Consider the following 17,707-nt stretch of genomic DNA (forward strand, 5'->3'; position numbering starts at 1 on the left):
TAGATCCTTTCTCTCTCCCGCACGGCGCATTTGAGCGCCGGCGCTTATTTCCTGCTCGCGCCGTATCAGGCGCGCGATTTGCGATACCCGTTGATCCACGCCACGGTTTTTTCCAGTCCGCCAAACGGATAGAAATGCAACCGCACCGGTCCATGGCTTTCATTCAGGCCCTTGGCAAGCGCGTCAACCAGCTTGTCCGGCCCGGCGCTGCCCAGCAATTGCGTGATCGAAATGCCATATTTGGCCAGCACGCTGGCCGAGGCGCCCACGCCGCAGCGCGCGGCAAAACGCATCAGGGTCTTGATCCCGGCCGGCCCCGGCACGCCGATGCGCACAGGCGCGGCAATCCCGCGCTGACGCAGGGCGACCAGCCAGTCGAGCGCCGCATCGGGATCAAACCCGAATTGCGTAACCACCAGCGGGGCCATGCCGCGCGCGTCAATGTCCACGCATTTGCGGGCCAGAACCTCCCAGCACTGCTCCTCGCTCATGTTGGGGTGCCCTTCCGGGTGCCCGCCCACGCCGATTGCCTTGATCCCGGCTTTTTCGAACAGGCCGGTGCCGATCAGCTCGCTCGAATCGTTATAGGGCCCCGCAGCATGTTCGGGATCGCCCGCGATGACAAAACAGCGGCGCACGCCCGCTTCCTGCACCACAGTGTTGAGATAATCCTCAAACTCGGCCTCGCTGGCGATCCGGCGGGCGGAGAAATGCGGCATCGGCTCAAAGCCCAGCGCACGCACGGCCTTGGCGGCAGCGATTCGCGCGGGTGCTTCCTCGCCGGGCAGGAAGGTGACGGCGATGGGCGTTTCGGGGGGAATGGCGGGCGCGGCGGCGCGCAACGAATCGACATCCTTGGCGGTGATTTCCAAGGAAAATCCGTCGGTAATACCGTCCGGCGCGCGTTCCCAATTGGGGTGGATCTGCGAAATGGCCACCATGGTCCTCTGCCCTTTCTCTCTTGCGCCCGGCGATGGGGGCATTGATGCCTGTCTCATCGGGGACGGAAATTTGTATGCGACGCATACTAAAACGAAATGCGCGTGACTTGAAGTGTCCTCTAGCGCAGAGCGATAATTTCGTATAGATGAATTTTTCATGGACGAGAAAATTGCGGGAAACGATGTCTGAAAACCTCCCATTGCTGCTGGTTCCCGGTCTGATCTGTGATTCGCGGGTCTTTGCCGCGCAATGCGCCGCCCTGCCGCAAGCCATCGCCCTGCCCGGTTGGGGCGCGGTGGATTCGCTGGGCGCGATGGCGCAGCGGCTGCTGGAACAGGCGCCCGAACGCTTTGCGCTGCTGGGCCATTCGATGGGCGCGCGCGTGGCGCTGGAGGTGGCCCGCCGCGCGCCGGACCGGGTTGAGCGGCTCGCGTTGGTTTCCACCGGCACGCATCCGGTGGGCGCGGGCGAGGCGGACAAGCGCTATGCCCTGCGCGACAAGGGCCGCGCCCATGGGATGGAAGCGCTGGTGGCCGACTGGCTGCCGCCGATGATCGCGCCCGACAACCGCCCTGCGCTGATGGCGCCCTTGACCGCGATGTGCCTTGAACAGGGTCTCTGCGCCTTTGAAGCGCAGATCGAGGCCCTGCTCTCGCGCCCGTTGCTCGAGGATTTGCTGCCGACCCTCTCCATGCCGGTGCTTTCCTGCACCGGGGCGCTGGATGTGTGGAGCCCGCCCGAGCAGGCCCGCGCCATCGCCGACGCCATTCCCGGCGCGACGCTGGAAATCGTGCCCGATGCAGGCCATTTCCTGCCCATTGAGCGCCCGCAAGCCTTCACCCAGATCATCGCCCGCTGGCTGACCCAGCGCGCCTGAAAACCAAGATCCACATAAGGAGAGCAAGATGACCCAGAGCCTGCAACAAGTCCTCGATGCCAGCGGCGACATTGTCGAAATGCTGCGCAACGCGCAGGTTGGCCCCAATGTCTACCCCGGCGTTCCGGCCGAATATTCGAACTGGCGCACCGAACAGCAGGCTTGGGCCAAGACCGCCGTGCTGTTCAACCAGTCGTATCACATGGTCGATCTGGAAGTGTCGGGCCCCGATGCCTTTGCCATGCTCAACTATCTGGGCATCAACAGCTTCAAGGGCTTTGTGCCTGATCGCGCCAAGCAATTCGTGCCCTGCACCGCCGAAGGCTATGTGATTGGCGACGTGATCCTGTTCTATCTGGGCGAAAATCTGTTCAATCTGGTGGGCCGCGCGCCCGCAATCGAATGGGTCGAATATCACGCCGCCACCGGCAAGTGGGATGTGAAAGTCGAGCGTGACGAGCGCTGGGCCATGCGCACCGACGGCAAGCGCAAGAGCTACCGCTTCCAGCTTCAGGGCCCCAACGCGATGGCCGTGCTGTCCAAGGCGCTGGGCTATGATGCCCCGGACCTGAAGTTCTTCCACATGACCACGCTGGAATTCGGCGGGGCCAAGGTGCGCGCGCTGCGTCACGGCATGGCCGGTCAGCCGGGCTATGAACTGTTCGGCCCCTGGGAAGATTACGCCGCCGTCCATGGCGCGCTGGTCGAGGCGGGCAAGGATTATGGCCTGACGCTGTGCGGTGGTCGCACCTATTCGTCGAACACGCTGGAATCGGGCTGGATCCCCTCGCCGCTCCCCGCCACCTACACCGGCGAAGGCTCGAAGGGTTTCCGCGAATGGGCCAGCGCCAATTCCTATGAAGCCAAGTGCTCGATCGGCGGCTCCTATGTGCCCGACAGCATCGAGGGCTATTACCTGACCCCGTGGGATCTGGGCTATGGTCCGTTTGTGAAGTTCGACCATGACTTCATCGGCCGCGAGGCGCTCGAAGCCAAGGCCGCCGGCCCGCACCGCCGCAAGGTGACGCTGGCGCTGGACAATGAGGATGTGATGCGCGTCCAGTCCTCGGCCCTGTCGAAGGGCGAGCGCGCCAAGTTCATGGAATATCCCAGCGCCGTTTATGCGATGCACCCGTTCGATCAGGTGCTCAAGGACGGCCAGATGGTCGGCCTGTCCACCTGGATCGGCTATACCGCCAATGAGGGCAAGTTCCTGACGCTGGCCATGGTCGACGAAAGCATCGCCACGCCCGGCACGCAGGTCACGCTGCTGTGGGGCGAACCCGATGGCGGCACGCGCAAGCCCACCGTCGAACGCCACGTCCAGACCGAAATCAAGGCTGTGGTCGCCCCCGTGCCCTATTCGGAAGTAGCGCGCGATGCCTATGCCGACAGCTGGCGCAACCGCCAAGCCTGATCCTATCAAACCACCTGATCGGTTCTGACCCAAGGAAACGCCCCTGCCGGAGACGGCGGGGGCGTTTTCCGTTTACCGCAGAACGCGACCGGCAACCGCATCGAGCCGCCCCAACAGCGCCGGATCGCGCCGGTCCACCGCCGTGGCGAAGGCTCCGTCCAACGCCCGGTCAATCGGGCTGGCCTCGCGCACTTCTGGCAACAGGCGAACCAGTTCGCGCACCGCCGCGCGAGCCAGCGCCGCATTCGCCTTCATCGTGGCAAAGACCTCATGGGCCTCGACGCCCGCTTCTTCATCGCGCCAGGCGTCGTAATCGGTCACCATCGCCAGCATCGCATAGGGCAGCTCGGCCTCACGGGCCAAGCGCACTTCGGGAAAGCCGGTCATGCCGATCACATCGGCGCCCCATCCGCGATACATCCGGCTTTCCGCGCGGGTCGAAAATTGCGGACCTTCGATGGCGATATAGGTGCCCTTGGGATGCACGGTGCCGCCCGCATGATGGGCCGAAAGCGCCAGCAATTCGGACAGGCGCGGACAGACCGGATCGGCCAGCGCCAGATGGGCCACCATGCCGCTGCCGAAAAAGCTGCGCGCGCGGCCCTCGGTGCGGTCGATCATCTGGTCGACGCAGACGAAATGGCCCGGCGCATATTCCTCACGCAGCGATCCCACCGCCGAGAGCGAGACGATATCCGTCACCCCGCAGCGTTTGAGAACGTCGATATTGGCGCGATAGTTCACGTCGCTGGGCGGGATGGCATGGCCCGGCCCGTGGCGCGGCAGAAAGGTCATGCGCACGCCGTCCAGCGTGCCGGTGGTGACGCTGCTGCTGGGCGCGCCAAAGGGGCTTTCGACCGCGATCTCCTGCGCATTTTCCAGCCCGATCCCCTCGGCCAGACCCGATCCGCCAATCACCCCGATATGCCATGCGCTCATAGGCTCAAACTCCTGTGTCCTGCGCGTGGCCTAGCCGATGGAGCGCGGCGCCGAAACCGCTTTTCGCTTCCCTTGCCAAGAGTTGCGCACCTGTGCGGTCTGCGGTCGAAAGGAAATACCATGCTTTTGATTGGCCAGTTCGACAGCCCCTCGGTCCGCCGTGTTGGCATTGCGATGACAATTTACGCCATGGCCTTCGCACACAGCCCGCTTTCGGTAACGGGCGATGGCGACCAGACGTCCATCCTGCTCGCCTGATGCGAAAAGGGGCCGGGATTTCACCCCCGACCCCCTTTTATCACGCCACGCTGATGTTCAACGCGCCGTCGCCTTCCTCGATATTGACCGTGCTGCCGTCCGGCACCTCGCCCCCCAGCAGCTTTTCGGCCAGCGGGTCCTGCAGGTAGCGCTGCACCGCGCGCTTCAACGGACGCGCGCCATAGACCGGATCATAGCCCACCCGGCCCAGCCAGCGCTTGGCCGCATCGGTCATGGCCAGCGTGATCTTGCGATCCTTAAGCAGCTTCTGCACCCGGCCCACCTGAATATCGACGATGGGGGCCATATGCTCCTGACCCAGCCGGTGGAAGAGAATGATCTCGTCCAAACGGTTGAGGAATTCGGGCCGGAAATGGCTGCGCACCACTTCCATCACCTGCGGCTCGACGCTCTCCACATCGCCGCCCTCAGGCAAATTGGCCAGATATTGGCTGCCCAGATTGGACGTCAGGATGATGAGCGTGTTGGTGAAATCCACCACACGCCCCTGCCCATCGGTCAGGCGACCATCGTCGAGGACCTGCAGCAGCACGTTGAACACATCGCTGTGGGCCTTTTCCACCTCGTCGAACAGCACGACCTGATAGGGCCGCCGCCGCACCGCCTCGGTCAGCACGCCGCCTTCATCATAGCCGACATAGCCCGGAGGGGCGCCGATCAGGCGCGAGACGGCATGCTTCTCCATGAACTCGCTCATGTCGATGCGCACCATCGCACTGTCATCGTCGAACAGGAACCCGGCCAGCGCCTTGGTCAGCTCGGTCTTGCCCACGCCCGTCGGGCCCAGGAAGAGGAAGCTGCCCAGCGGGCGGTTGGGGTCCTGCAAACCGGCGCGGGCGCGGCGGACGGCCTTGGAGACGGCCACGACCGCATCCTTTTGGCCAATCACGCGCTTGCCGATCACCTCTTCCATGCGCAGCAGCTTTTCCCGCTCGCCTTCAAGCATGCGGTCGACCGGCACGCCGGTCCAGCGGCTGACCACGCCCGCGATGTCATCGGCGGTCACTTCCTCGCGCAGCATGGCGTTTTGCGCCTGAGACTGCGCCTCGGAAAGCTGACGCTCCAGATCGGGGATGCGGCCATAGGACAGCTCGCCCGCGCGGGCCAGATCGCCCTTGCGCTGCGCCTGTTCCAGCTCGATGCGCGCGGCGTCGAGTTGCTCCTTGATCTTGCCCTCGGCGGCGATCTTGTCGCGCTCGTTCTGCCAACGGGTGGTCAGCTCGGCCGACTTCTGCTCGGCATTGGCGAGTTCCTCGCGCAGCGCGGCCAGCCGGTCCTTCGACGCCTGATCGCTCTCCTTGGCCAGCGCCATTTCCTCGATCTTGAGCTGGATGATCCGCCGGTCGAGGTTTTCGATCTCTTCCGGCTTGCTCTCCACCTCCATGCGGATGCGGCTTGCGGCCTCATCCATCAGGTCGATCGCCTTATCGGGCAGGAAGCGGTCGGCAATGTAGCGGTTCGACAGGGTGGCCGCCGCGACAATCGCATTATCCGCGATCCGCACGCCATGGTGCAGCTCGTATTTCTCCTTCAAACCGCGCAGGATCGAGATCGTGTCCTCCACCGTCGGCTCGCCCACGAAAACGGGCTGGAACCGGCGCTGCAAGGCAGGGTCCTTCTCGACATACTTCTGATATTCATCCAGCGTGGTCGCGCCGATGCAATGCAATTCGCCGCGCGCCAGAGCGGGCTTGAGCAGATTGCCCGCATCCATCGCGCCTTCGCTTTTGCCCGCGCCGATCAGCGTGTGCATCTCGTCGATGAACAGGATGATCTCGCCTTCCGCGCCCTTCACCTCGTCCAGAACCGCCTTCAGGCGCTCCTCAAACTCACCGCGATATTTGGCACCCGCGATCAGGCTGCCCATGTCGAGCGCCATCAACCGGCGATGCTTGAGGCTGTCGGGCACATCGCCATTGGCAATGCGCAGCGCCAGACCTTCGGCAATCGCGGTCTTGCCTACGCCCGGTTCGCCGATCAGCGCGGGGTTGTTCTTGGTGCGGCGGGCCAAGATCTGCACCGTGCGGCGGATTTCCTCGTCACGCCCGATGACCGGGTCGAGCTTGCCGTCCTTGGCCGCCTGAGTCAGGTCGCGGGCATATTTCTTCATCGCGTCATAGGCGTTTTCCGCGCCCGCACTGTCGGCCGTGCGCCCGCCGCGCAATTGCGTGATCGCGGCCTCCAGCGCCTGCGGGGTCACATTGGCCGCTTTCAGCGCCTGTCCGGCAGCCGTTGTCGTGGCCAGAGCCAGCGCGACAAGGATGCGTTCAACGGTGACAAAGCTGTCGCCCGATTTGGTGGCAATCTGCTCAGCGCTATCCAGCACGCGCACGGCGTCATTGTCGAGGCCGGGCTGCGACTGTGCGCCCGATCCCGACACCGCCGGGATCTTGGCCAGCGCCTTGTCCAGCTCGGCGCCGGCAATCGCCGGATTGCCGCCCGCGCGCTGCAACAGCCCGCTGGCCATGCCCTCGCTGTCTTCCAGCAGGGCCTTCAGAATATGCTCCGCCGTGATGCGCTGGTGGTTCAGGCGGATCGCCAAAGTCTGCGAGGCTTGCAGGAAACCCTTGGCGCGGTCAGTAAACTTTTCGAGGTTCATGGGGTCGGTTCCTCCGTTGCCTCACAAGGTAGTGTGACAAAATCGTCACACAAGCCCTTGCAACAAGAATTTACCGCCCCATGTTTCCCCGTTCTTTGATGCGGAGCAATCCGGTTTATTTCGCTGCCTTGACCGCCCCTGCCGCATAAGTATCGCCAAAGAAATCGCCCTTGAACCACTGCGGCGGCGTGTCACCATCGGCCATGGCGCGGGTGATGCGATAATTGGCCTCGGCAAAGCGCGCGCCCGCACGCCAGTCCCATGCCTGATTCATGTCGTCATTGGGCTGGTGATAGGTCTTGGCCAGAAACGCCTCATTGGCCGCCGCCCCGCCATTGGCATAGCCCGTGGCAAGGAACACCGCCGGCACGCCCTTGCGCACAAAGCGATAGTGGTCTGAACGCACAAAGATCGTTTCAGCCGGAATCGGATCGGGCGAGAGGCTCACCTGCATCGGCTTGACGGCGGCGGCCACAATCGGCCCCAGTGTCGAATGGTCCGCCCCGTATGCCACCACATCGGTAAAGGGATAGAGCAGCACCGGCATGTCCAGATCGACATTGCCGACAATGCTGGCGGCCGGAACGGTGGGATGGTTGGCGTAATAATCGGCGCCCAGCAGGCCCTTTTCCTCCGCCGTCGAAATCAGGAACACCACCGAGCGGCGCGGGCCTTTCTTGTCCTCGGACAGCACGCGGGCGACCTCCAGCGTGGTCGCGCTGCCCGCTGCATTGTCCATCGCGCCGTTGTAAATGCGGTCCTTGTCCGGCGCATCGCCCGGTTTGGGAGCGGCAATCCCCAGATGGTCGAGGTGGCCCGAAAGCACCACGGTCTGATCCTTGAGATCGCCGCCGGGCAGCATGGCCACAATGTTAGGGCTGGTCACGCGCTCCGATTTGCTGGTCGAAAAAGCGCGCAGGCTGGTCTTGAGCGCAAAGCCCTTGGGCCGCCCGCCCACCTTGTCAGCCTCGGCGCGGATCTGAGCCAGCGTGCGCGGGGCCCCCGCCAGCAGCGCAACGGCAGCCTCATCGCTAATCGCGCCCGCCACGCGGATGCCCGGCGCAGCCTCATTCGCCTTGCCGTCCTCGCCCACCCAGGCATAGCTGGGATAGAAGGCATATTGCAGCGCCTTTTCCCAAGGCCGCACGCGCGCCGAGGCATTGGTGTTGAGGGTGATCACGCCGATCGCGCCATGGGCCTGCGCCATCTGCGCCTTGGTGGCCGAGAGATGCGCGCCCTCCTCGCTGGCCATGCCCGCCGGATAGCCGCGCAGCACGACCACAATCTTGCCCTTTACGTCCAGCCCTTTGTAATCATTGATGCCCAACAGATCATTGTCGATGCCATAGCCGACAAACACCAGCGGCGCGCTGATATCCAGCTTCGGCTCATTGGCGCTGGCCGAAACCATCACCTGTTTGCCATGCTCGAAACTGACCTTGCCCTTGGGGCCGGTGATCTCCATGCCGGCCGGGCCATCGGCATAGGATGTCTTTTGAAAGGTGATGCGCTGGAGCCAGCCGCGCTTGCCGTCCAGCCCGATATCGCCCATCGGCGTCAGCCCCAGCGAGGCGAAACGCTGCGCCACATAACGCGCGGCGATCTCATGCCCCCTGCTGCCCACATCGCGCCCTTCGAGCAGATCGTCGGCAAAGAAGGCAATGTCGGACCGGATGCGCTCGGCCGAAAATCGCGGGTCGAGCGGCATGTCCGCCTCGGCGCGGGTCGGCGCCTCGACCTTGGCGGCAGGCTTGTCGGCGGGCGGCGCGCCTGCTTCTTCGTACATGGCCTCGGTCGCCTCGACCGATTCAATGGCATGGGCGGGGGCATGGGCGGGGCTGACCAGCAGCAACGCGGGGATCAGGCAGGCGGTAAACTTGGCAAGAGCAGGCATGCATCTCTCTTTATGGGAAACTAACATGCATGTCAGCATAGGCGAGATTTCGCGGCAGGCAAGCATCGGCCCATCAGGGGCATGGGGGTTAAAAATTGTGAAATAAAATCAAAGACGAGAACCAGTAATTAACCCTAGTTCGGCCAGAAAAGACAGGTTCGTCCCGTTTCCATTCCTCGGAGATTTCCTGAAATGACCAGTCTTCTTGCCGCCCGCCGTGTCCTGGCGGCAACCGCAGCCCTGAGCGCCATCGCCGCATCACCCGCCATGGCGGCATCGCCGCGCATCGATTATCAAAACCCCGAGATGGAGGTCTATGCCGGCCCTATCGTGGGCTATGACAGTGTGATCGGCAGCGATTCGACCACCACCATCGGGCGCAGCGGCGTGACCTATGGCGGCGTTGTGGGCGTCGACACGCGCACGGGGGAGCGCAGCCGCCTTGGTTTCGAAGTCGAAGTGATGGGCAGCACGGCGGCCTTGCGTGAAGCGGCCACGGGCGTGGGCTCCCTCAAGGTGGGCGTGGGGCGCGACATCTTCATTGGCGCCAAGTTCGGCTATATGGTCGCCCCGCGTCTGCTGACCTATGCCAAGGCTGGCTATTCCAACGCGCTGGGCACGCTCGATGTGGCCGACGCCACAGGCGCCAATATCTATCACGGCAGCCAGACCATGGACGGTGTCCGCGTTGGGGCAGGCGCCGAATATATGCTCAACAAAGTGCGCATGCGTCTCGAATATCGCTATACCAATTATGGCGAACTCAGCATCAACGGCACCAAGACCGGCGTCAGCTTTGACCGCCATCAGGTGGTCGCGGGGATGATCTACGGCTTCTGATTTTTGCCCCGGCCTGACACAAGGTTCATCCTTGCGACAGGCCGGGGATGAAACTACCCATGGTGCATTCCATTGACGGGAAACACCATGCGACACCAGATTTCCGCACCGCTGCTGGCACTTGCCCTTGCCCTCTCCGCCCAAGCTGGCCTCGCACAGGCACCATCGACCGCGCCGCGCACCGGGCCGATCGCCACGCTGCCCACCACGCCATTGGCCGAACTGGTCAAGAAGGTCGATATTCCTTATGAGAGCTTCAAGCTGTCCAATGGGCTGACGGTTCTGGTCCATACCGACCGCAAGGCGCCGATCATCGGGGTCACCACCTATTACCGGGTGGGTTCCAAGAACGAGCCGCGCGGCAAGACTGGCTTTGCCCATCTTTACGAACATCTGTTTTTCGGCGGCAGCGAGAATGTGCCCAATTTCGACGTGCCGCTCGAAGCCGCCGGATCGACCAGCACCAATGGCAGCACATGGTATGACCGCACCAACTATGTCGAAACCGTGCCGACCGGCGCGCTGCCGCTGGCGCTGTTTCTCGAAAGCGACCGCATGGGCCATCTGCTGGGCGCGGTGACGCAGGACAAGCTGGATAAGCAGCGCGGCGTGGTTGAGAACGAAAAGCGGCAGGGCGACAACCAGCCCTATGGCCTGCTGCGCTATGCCGAAACCGACGGGCTGTTTCCGGTGGGCCACCCCTATCGCCATCAGACGATCGGCTCGATGGCCGACCTTGATGCGGCCAGCCTTTCGGATGTGCGCCACTGGTTCACCGAACACTATGGCCCGAACAATGCGGTGCTGGTGCTGACGGGCGACATTGATGCGGCCACGGCCCGCCCGCTGGTGGAAAAATACTTTGGCGACATTCCTTCCGGCCCGGCGGTAAAGCCGGTCGTGGCCGGGCCGGTCACGTTGAAATGGCCCAAGCGCATCGAAATGCAGGACAAGGTGGCCACCACGCGGATCATGCGTATCTGGTCCGGGCCGGGGCTGAATGACAAGGATGCCGCCGCGCTGGATATGGGCATGAGCGTGCTTGGCGGGCTGGCCTCATCGCGGCTCGACAATGCGCTGGTCCGGGGCAAGCAGGTAGCTGTCTCGGTCAGCGCCGATTTCGAGACGCATGAACAGGTCAGCTTCCTCGAAATCTCGATGGATGTGAAACCGGGCGTACCGCGCGCCAAGGCCGAGGCGGCGCTGGATGCGGAAATCGCGCGCTTTCTGGCCACAGGGCCCAATGCCGATGAGGTCAAGCGGGCCGCCACCCGTTCGGTCTCGGCGGAGATCGGCGCTTTGGAGGTTGTCGGCGGCTTTGGCGGCAAGGGCACCACGCTGGCCGAGGGGCTGATGTATTCGGGCGATCCGGCGCAGTATAAGAAGGATCTGGCCGAACTGGCCGCGCTGACGCCTGCCCAGATCAAGGCGGCGACCGGGCGCTGGATGAAGCGGCCCGTGCTGGCGATTGCCGTGACGCCGGGCGAGCGCAAGGAAAAGGGCGAACTGCTGGGCGGATGGGGCGATGAGGCCACGCGCCCCGCGCCCAAACCAGACGCCAAGGCCCCCGTGCCGCCCGTGCCGCAATCGCCCCCGCGCAAGATGCCCGAAGTGGCGCCGGTAGGCCAACTGACCTTCCCCTCGGTCCAGCACGCCACGCTGTCGAACGGGATGCCGGTCACGCTGGCGCGACGCACAGCGGTGCCCAAGGTGCTGGTCAGCATCGGTTTTGACGCGGGGATCGCGGCGGATTCGCTCAATACGCCCGGCACACAGGGCCTGATGCTCTCGATGCTGAAGGAAGGCACCGTCAAGGACGCCACCGGCGGCACCACCCGCAGCGCGGTGCAGGTGCTGGAGGAAGAGGAACGGCTGGGCGCGAGCATTGAGACCGGCAGCAGTCTGGACACCAGTTCGATCACGCTTTCCTCGCTCTCGGCCAATCTGGCGCCCTCGCTCTCGCTGATGACGGACGTGCTGCTGCACCCCGCCTTTGCCCCGGCCGAAGTGGCGCAGGTCAAGGATCAGCGTCTGGCAGCGCTGGCCCAGACAATGGCAAACCCGCGCGGGGTGGCGCTGCGGGCGATCAATCCGCTGCTGTTCGGGCCGAACCACCCCTATGGCCATGCCTCGGACGGGCTGGGCAATGCGGCATCCTTGAAAGCGCTGACCTCGCAGGATCTGCGCGCCGCGCATGACCAGTGGCTGCGCCCCGATCTGGCCCGCGTAACCGTGGTGGGCGATATCACGATGGAGGAATTGCTGCCCAAGCTGGAGGCGGCGCTGGGCTCGTGGAAGGCCCCTGCCACCGCCAAGCCGGTCAAGGCGCTGAACGCCGCTCTGCCCACGGTGCGCCCGCGCATCGTGCTGATCGACCGGCCCGGCTCGCCGCAATCCGTGATCGTGGCGGGCAAAGTTCTGCCCCTTGATGGCCGCGCACCGGGGCAGGAAGCCCTCGATCTGGCCAATGAAGTGCTGGGCGGCGGCTTCCTCTCGCGCCTCAATCTCGACATCCGCGAGGAAAAGGCGTGGTCCTATGGTGTCTCCACGGCAGTTCGCCAACCGCTGGGCGCGCGCAGCCTGATCCTCTTCGCCCCGGTCCAGACCGACCGCACCGGCGATTCGATCAAGGCGATGATCGCCGACATGAAGGCATTTCCGGGGGCCAAACCCGTCACCGCCGAGGAACTGCAGCGTGTGACCGACGGCAACATCCGCGGCCTGCCCAACAAATTCGAGACCAACGGGCAGGTGCTGGGCGCGATTGCCGCCAATGAACGCCTTGGCCGCCCGGATGACTATTACAGCAAACTGCCCGCGCTCTATCGCAGCATTGACGCCAAGGCGCTGGAAGCCAAGGCTGCGGAATATCTGCAACCTGATGGCCTGACCTTTGTCGTCGTGGGCGACAAGGCCAAGGTCGAGGCGCAGTTGAAGGATGTCGGGTTGCCGGTGGAGGTGTCGGGGGCAAAGTAAGTTTGCCTCCGGCGGGCAAAGGGACTTGGTCCCTTTGCAATCCCATTATTGGGGTGGTGCCAAGGCTCGGGCGGAGCGCTGATACGCTGGCCAATTAAAACAAAGCCTGCGGCGCTGATCAATCGGCGCCGCAGGCTTTCAAAATCCGAACGTTGCGCCCTTCAACCTCAGTCGAGCGTGCAGCGCAACGCATACAGTTCGGGGATTGTTAAGGGCCGAGGCCCTTAACCCGCCGGAGGCAAACCCCTTTTACGAAGCCAAAGCCTTCTTCAACAGCTCATTGATGATCTGCGGATTGGCCTTGCCCTGCATCGCCTTCATGGTCTGGCCGACGAAGAAACCGAAAAGGGCCTCCTTGCCGCCGCGATATTGCTCGACCTTGTCAGCGTTCTTGGTCAGGATCTCGGCGATCACCGCCTCAATCGCGCCCGTGTCCGAGTTCTGCTTGAGGCCTTCACGCTCGACGATCACACCAGCGGCATCGCCCGTTTCCAGCATCTTTTCCAGCACTTGCTTGGCAATGGAGCCGGAGATCGTGCCATTGCCCACCAGCGCGAGCAATTCCGCTGCGCCTTCAGGTGAAATCGGGCTGGAGGACAGATCCTTACCCAGCTTATTCAAAGCGCCAAAGAATTCCGACAGCAGCCAGTTCGCCGCCTGCTTGGCCACATCGGCCTCAGGCTTGCTCTGCGCCGAAGCGGTCGCCGCCAGCAACGCCTCAAACCATCGCGCCGTATCGACGTCATTGGTCAGCACGCCCGCATTATAGGCCGACAGGCCCAGCCCATCGACATAGCGCGCACGCTTGGCATCGGGCAGTTCGGGCAAGGACGCGCGGCATTCCTCAAGGAAAGCGTCATCCAGCACCAGCGGCAACAGGTCGGGATCGGGGAAGTAGCGATAGTCATGCGCGTCTTCCTTGGACCGCATCGACCGCGTCTCGTTCTTGTCCGGGTCATAGAGGCGCGTTTCCTGCACCACCTTGCCCCCGTCCTCGATCAAAGCGACCTGACGCTTGGCTTCCGATTCGACCACGGCCATCACGAAGCGCACCGAATTGACGTTCTTCGTTTCCGTGCGCGTACCGAATTCCTCACCCGGACGGCGCACCGACACGTTGACGTCCGCGCGCATGCTGCCCTGATCCATATTGCCGTCGCACGAGCCGACATAGCGCACAATCTGGCGCAGCTTGGACAGGTAAGCCCCGGCCTCTGCGGGCGAACGCATGTCAGGGCGGCTGACGATTTCCATCAGCGCCACGCCGCTGCGGTTGAGATCGACATAGGACATGGTCGGATGCTGATCATGCATCAGCTTGCCCGCGTCCTGCTCGACGTGAATGCGCTCGATGCCGATAACCTTGGGCTCAGGGATACCCGCCTTCTCATCCGCCTCGATGGTCAGCGATCCCTCGCCCACCAGCGGGTGATAGAGCTGGCTGATCTGATAGCCCTGCGGAAGGTCGGCATAGAAGTAGTTCTTGCGGTCAAAGCGCGACCACTTGTTGATCGCCGCCTCAATCGCCATGCCGGTGCGCACCGCCTGACGGATGCACTCCATGTTCGGCACGGGCAACATGCCGGGCATCGCCGCGTCCACCAAAGAAACCTGGCTGTTCGGCTCGGCGCCAAAAGCCGTGGCGCTGCCCGAAAACAACTTGGCGTTGCTGGTGACCTGCGCATGGACCTCAAGGCCGATCACGACCTCCCATTCGCCCGTTGCGCCCTGAATACGATAATTGCTCATCTACTTATTCCAGTTCGTAGAAGCGGAATCTTTGATTTCAGCGAAAGCTTCAAAAAATGCGGCCGCCAAATTACTTGAAAACGGCTCGGGCATATTTTCGATCGCTTCGGTGATACCGTCAAAAGATTCATCAACGTCCGATGGTGATACAAGCCCCGCGTTCGCCATCATTCTTATCGCGTGCACACCTGCACCAAGCGCAGCGATAGAAAGGTTTGTTAACGCTCCAATTACCTGCTCAAAACCATTCCCTTTGGCCGATTCATCAACACCGGAACTCACCACCACTTCTCCGGCTTGGCCGAGAACTGCGCCCTCTGTTCGATCGCAAGGCCCGCATTCAGCACGCCCTGTTCATCGAAAGGCCGCCCGATGATCTGCAAGCCCAGCGGCAAGCCATCGCTGCTCAACCCCGCTGGCACGCTCATCGCGGGCAGGCCCGCCAGCGAAGCCGGCACCGAGAACACATCGCCCAGATAGAGATCCAGCGGATTGCTCTTCTCACCAAGCGCAAAGGCGGGGGTCGGCGCGGTGGGCGCGAGGATCACGTCGCACTGCTTGAAGGCTTCCTCAAAGTCGCGCGCGATCAGCGTGCGGACCTTCTGCGCCTGCGTGTAATAGGCGTCATAGAAACCCGCCGAGAGCACATAGGTGCCGATCAGGATACGGCGCTTGACCTCTGCCCCGAAACCAGCGGCGCGGGTGGCGGCATACATTTCCTGAAGGTTCGCCCCATCGGGCAGATCGCGCAAACCATAGCGCACGCCATCATAACGCGCGAGGTTGGACGAAGCCTCAGCCGGGGCAATGATGTAATAGGTCGCCAGCGCATATTTGGAATGCGGCAGGCTGATGTCCACCACCTCGGCCCCGGCATCCTTGAGCCAGGCAATGCCGTCGTCCCAAGCCTTCGCCACATCGGCGTTCAGGCCCTCGATGCGATATTCGCGCGGAATGCCCACCTTCTTGCCCTTGAGATCGGCGTTCAGCAATGCCGACCAATCGGGCACCGGCATATCCAGCGAGGTCGCATCCTTGGGATCGAACCCGGCCATGGCCTCCAGCATCAGCGCGCAATCGGCCACGCTATGCGCCATCGGCCCCGCCTGATCGAGCGACGAAGCAAACGCCACAATACCCCAGCGCGAGCAGCGGCCATAGGTCGGCTTGATGCCGCTGATGCCGGTAAAGGCCGCAGGCTGGCGGATCGAGCCGCCCGTGTCGGTGCCGGTCGCGGCAGGCACGATGCGCGCCGCCACCGCCGCCGAGGAACCGCCCGAGGAGCCACCCGGCGTCAGCGCCGCCGTGTCGCCCTTGCGGCGCCACGGGCTGATCGCGGGGCCAAAGGCGCTGCTCTCGTTACTCGAACCCATCGCGAACTGGTCAAGGTTGAGCTTGCCCAACATGCCCGCGCCCGCGTCCCACAGTTTTTGCGAGACGGTCGATTCGTACTGCGGCTTGAAGCCTTCCAAAATCTTCGATGCGGCAGAGGTCTGCACACCCTTGGTGGCGAACAGGTCCTTCATGCCGATGGGCACGCCCGCCAACTTGCCCAGTTCCTTGCCCGCCGCGCGGGTCGCATCGACCTTTTCGGCCGCCGCCAGCGCCGCTTCGGGCGTGGTCACGATAAAAGCGTTGAGCGCTTCTTGCGCATCAGCCACGGCATCATTGAACGCCTGCGCCACTTCGACGGCGGTAAATTCGCCCTTGGCCACGCCATCGCGGATCGCGATCAGGCCCAGATCGGTCAAACCAGTCATTATTCAATCACCTTGGGCACGCCGAAAAATCCATGTTCGGCCGCCGGCGCATTGGCCAGCACCGCATCGCGAATCCCCCCGCCCGTCAACGGATCGGCATTCACCACATCCGCGCGCAGGCGCAGGGTGTTCGGGATCACCGCCGTCATCGGCTCGACCCCTTCGACATTCACCTCGCCCAATTGTTCCACCCAATTGAGGATGCCGTTGAGTTCAGGAACCATCGCTTCCAACTCGCCTTCGCTTACCTTGATGCGGGCAAGACTGGCGATCCGGGCCACTGTGGCGGTATCGACCGACATGCAACAACCTTTGCCATTAAAACCAAGCCGGAAATCCCGGCCCACAAACAAAGCGAGGGGCATTCTCGCCCCTCGCGCCGTATATTCGCTAGCACCGCAAAGGCGGCGCTTCAAGCAAGCGGGATTATTCCGCGCCGCCCGGAGCCGCAGGCGCATCGCCGCCCGGAGCCGCACCGGCGCCGCCCTGCGCGCGCATCATGCGCTCCATCATCCGGCGCTGCATTTCCACCTCGGCCTGATTGCGGAAGTCGATAACCTCCAGCTCGAAGTTCAGGTTCGAATTGGCCGGGATCGCGCCAGCGGCATGGTCGCCATAGGCCAGCTTGGCCGGGATGTGGATCAGATACTTGCCGCCGCGCTGCGTCTGGGCCAGCGCCTTGGCGAAACCGGGGATCGTGCCCTGCATCTGCATCACGACATTCTTGTTCTGGTCAAACACCGTGCCGTTATCCAGCTTGCCGACATAATTGACCATGACCAGATCGCCCATGGTGGGATTCGACCCTTCACCGGCCTTCAGCGTCTTGACGCCCACCAGCGGCGGGCGCGCGGCCACGGCCACGGTCCCGCCCACCAGCACGGCCACCAGCGTGCCAAGCCAGATTTTCGAAACCGAACCCTTGCTCAGCGGCTGAAGGGGAACGCGGGTGATCTCGGTCATGGTGCAATCCTGTCCTATGCGATCAATGGCCGGATACGGCCCAACTCTTGGCCGCCTCCCTACAGGCGCGCCCCAGACTGTGCAAGCGCAACACAAGTCTTAAAGACCATGAATTTGTCCAAGAGCGCCCAAACGCCATACAGCAAAAAGCCCGCCGATCATGACCGCCTTGTCAGACAGCCGGATCAGCGGGCTTTTGATTCGGCCCGAACTCAGACCGAAAGGCGCTTACTTGGCGCCGTCACGCTCGGCGCGCTTGCGCTCCAGCTTGCGGGCGCGACGCACAGCGGCGGCCTTTTCGCGAGCACGCTTTTCCGAGGGCTTTTCATAGTGGCGACGCAGCTTCATCTCGCGATACACCCCCTCGCGCTGCAGCTTCTTCTTGAGAGCGCGCAGGGCCTGATCGACATTGTTTTCGCGGACGAGAATCTGCATAAAAAGAACCACCTCAAATATCTGTCGGCCAGAGCCC

The 17,707-nt window shown here is 63.3% G+C and carries 15 protein-coding genes; 5 read left to right on the forward strand and 10 right to left on the reverse strand.

The window, feature by feature from the left end:
• Positions 1-65 precede the first annotated feature (65 nt).
• Positions 66-941 (reverse strand): methylenetetrahydrofolate reductase, encoded by an 876-nt coding sequence (locus tag PQ457_RS10975; RefSeq protein ID WP_420540935.1) that lies wholly within the window; start codon positions 939-941, stop codon positions 66-68.
• Between the two features lie 182 nt (positions 942-1,123).
• On the opposite strand from PQ457_RS10975, the gene PQ457_RS10980 reads away from it, so the two are divergent.
• On the forward strand, positions 1,124-1,819 hold the full coding sequence (locus tag PQ457_RS10980; protein ID WP_273616908.1) for an alpha/beta fold hydrolase: 696 nt from the start codon (positions 1,124-1,126) through the stop codon (positions 1,817-1,819).
• A gap of 28 nt (positions 1,820-1,847) precedes the next feature.
• Complete coding sequence (desA, locus tag PQ457_RS10985) at positions 1,848-3,236, forward strand: syringate O-demethylase (RefSeq protein WP_273616909.1); 1,389 nt, start codon at positions 1,848-1,850, stop codon at positions 3,234-3,236.
• A 72-nt stretch (positions 3,237-3,308) separates the two neighbouring features.
• Here desA and mtnP read toward each other — a convergent pair whose 3' ends face one another.
• Positions 3,309-4,175 carry an S-methyl-5'-thioadenosine phosphorylase gene (gene mtnP / locus PQ457_RS10990; RefSeq protein WP_273616910.1) on the reverse strand — a complete coding sequence of 289 codons (867 nt, stop codon included), beginning with the start codon at positions 4,173-4,175 and terminating at the stop codon, positions 3,309-3,311.
• 120 nt (positions 4,176-4,295) lie between these two features.
• Between mtnP and PQ457_RS10995 the strand changes: the two genes are divergently transcribed.
• Positions 4,296-4,433, forward strand: a complete 138-nt coding sequence (locus tag PQ457_RS10995) for a hypothetical protein (RefSeq protein WP_273616911.1) — start codon at positions 4,296-4,298, stop codon at positions 4,431-4,433.
• Positions 4,434-4,473: 40 nt separating this feature from the next.
• On the opposite strand, the gene clpB is transcribed toward PQ457_RS10995, so the two are convergent.
• Together clpB and PQ457_RS11005 are read right to left on the reverse strand one after the other, a co-directional pair.
• Positions 4,474-7,053, reverse strand: a complete 2,580-nt coding sequence (gene clpB / locus PQ457_RS11000; protein ID WP_273616912.1) for an ATP-dependent chaperone ClpB — start codon at positions 7,051-7,053, stop codon at positions 4,474-4,476.
• A 115-nt stretch (positions 7,054-7,168) separates the two neighbouring features.
• Positions 7,169-8,947: a M28 family metallopeptidase gene (locus PQ457_RS11005; RefSeq protein ID WP_273616913.1), complete on the reverse strand. Its 1,779-nt coding sequence runs from the start codon at positions 8,945-8,947 to the stop codon at positions 7,169-7,171.
• A 192-nt stretch (positions 8,948-9,139) separates the two neighbouring features.
• Here PQ457_RS11005 and PQ457_RS11010 point away from each other — a divergent pair, with 192 nt between their 5' ends.
• Positions 9,140-9,787: an outer membrane protein gene (locus tag PQ457_RS11010; protein ID WP_273616914.1), complete on the forward strand. Its 648-nt coding sequence runs from the start codon at positions 9,140-9,142 to the stop codon at positions 9,785-9,787.
• 87 nt (positions 9,788-9,874) lie between these two features.
• The gene (locus PQ457_RS11015) at positions 9,875-12,763 is read left to right on the forward strand and encodes a M16 family metallopeptidase (protein ID WP_273616915.1); all 2,889 of its coding nucleotides are present in this window, start codon (positions 9,875-9,877) and stop codon (positions 12,761-12,763) included.
• A 249-nt stretch (positions 12,764-13,012) separates the two neighbouring features.
• Here PQ457_RS11015 and gatB read toward each other — a convergent pair whose 3' ends face one another.
• From gatB to rpsU, 6 genes are all read right to left on the reverse strand, one after another.
• On the reverse strand, positions 13,013-14,512 hold the full coding sequence (gatB, locus tag PQ457_RS11020; RefSeq protein WP_273616916.1) for an Asp-tRNA(Asn)/Glu-tRNA(Gln) amidotransferase subunit GatB: 1,500 nt from the start codon (positions 14,510-14,512) through the stop codon (positions 13,013-13,015).
• Positions 14,513-14,797 (reverse strand): hypothetical protein, encoded by a 285-nt coding sequence (locus PQ457_RS11025; protein ID WP_273616917.1) that lies wholly within the window; start codon positions 14,795-14,797, stop codon positions 14,513-14,515. It lies immediately after the preceding gene.
• Positions 14,791-16,272, reverse strand: a complete 1,482-nt coding sequence (gene gatA / locus PQ457_RS11030) for an Asp-tRNA(Asn)/Glu-tRNA(Gln) amidotransferase subunit GatA (protein WP_273616918.1) — start codon at positions 16,270-16,272, stop codon at positions 14,791-14,793. Before gatA ends, PQ457_RS11025 begins: the two co-directional genes overlap by 7 nt.
• Positions 16,272-16,574, reverse strand: a complete 303-nt coding sequence (gene gatC, locus PQ457_RS11035; protein WP_168603735.1) for an Asp-tRNA(Asn)/Glu-tRNA(Gln) amidotransferase subunit GatC — start codon at positions 16,572-16,574, stop codon at positions 16,272-16,274. Before gatC ends, gatA begins: the two co-directional genes overlap by 1 nt.
• Before the next feature lie 124 nt (positions 16,575-16,698).
• Positions 16,699-17,235, reverse strand: coding sequence for an FKBP-type peptidyl-prolyl cis-trans isomerase (locus PQ457_RS11040; RefSeq protein WP_273616919.1), 537 nt, complete (start codon positions 17,233-17,235; stop codon positions 16,699-16,701).
• Between the two features lie 228 nt (positions 17,236-17,463).
• Positions 17,464-17,670, reverse strand: coding sequence for a 30S ribosomal protein S21 (rpsU, locus tag PQ457_RS11045; protein ID WP_168603737.1), 207 nt, complete (start codon positions 17,668-17,670; stop codon positions 17,464-17,466).
• Positions 17,671-17,707: the final 37 nt, after the last annotated feature.

Source organism: Novosphingobium humi, from assembly GCF_028607105.1.
GTDB classification, from domain to species: domain Bacteria; phylum Pseudomonadota; class Alphaproteobacteria; order Sphingomonadales; family Sphingomonadaceae; genus Novosphingobium; species Novosphingobium humi.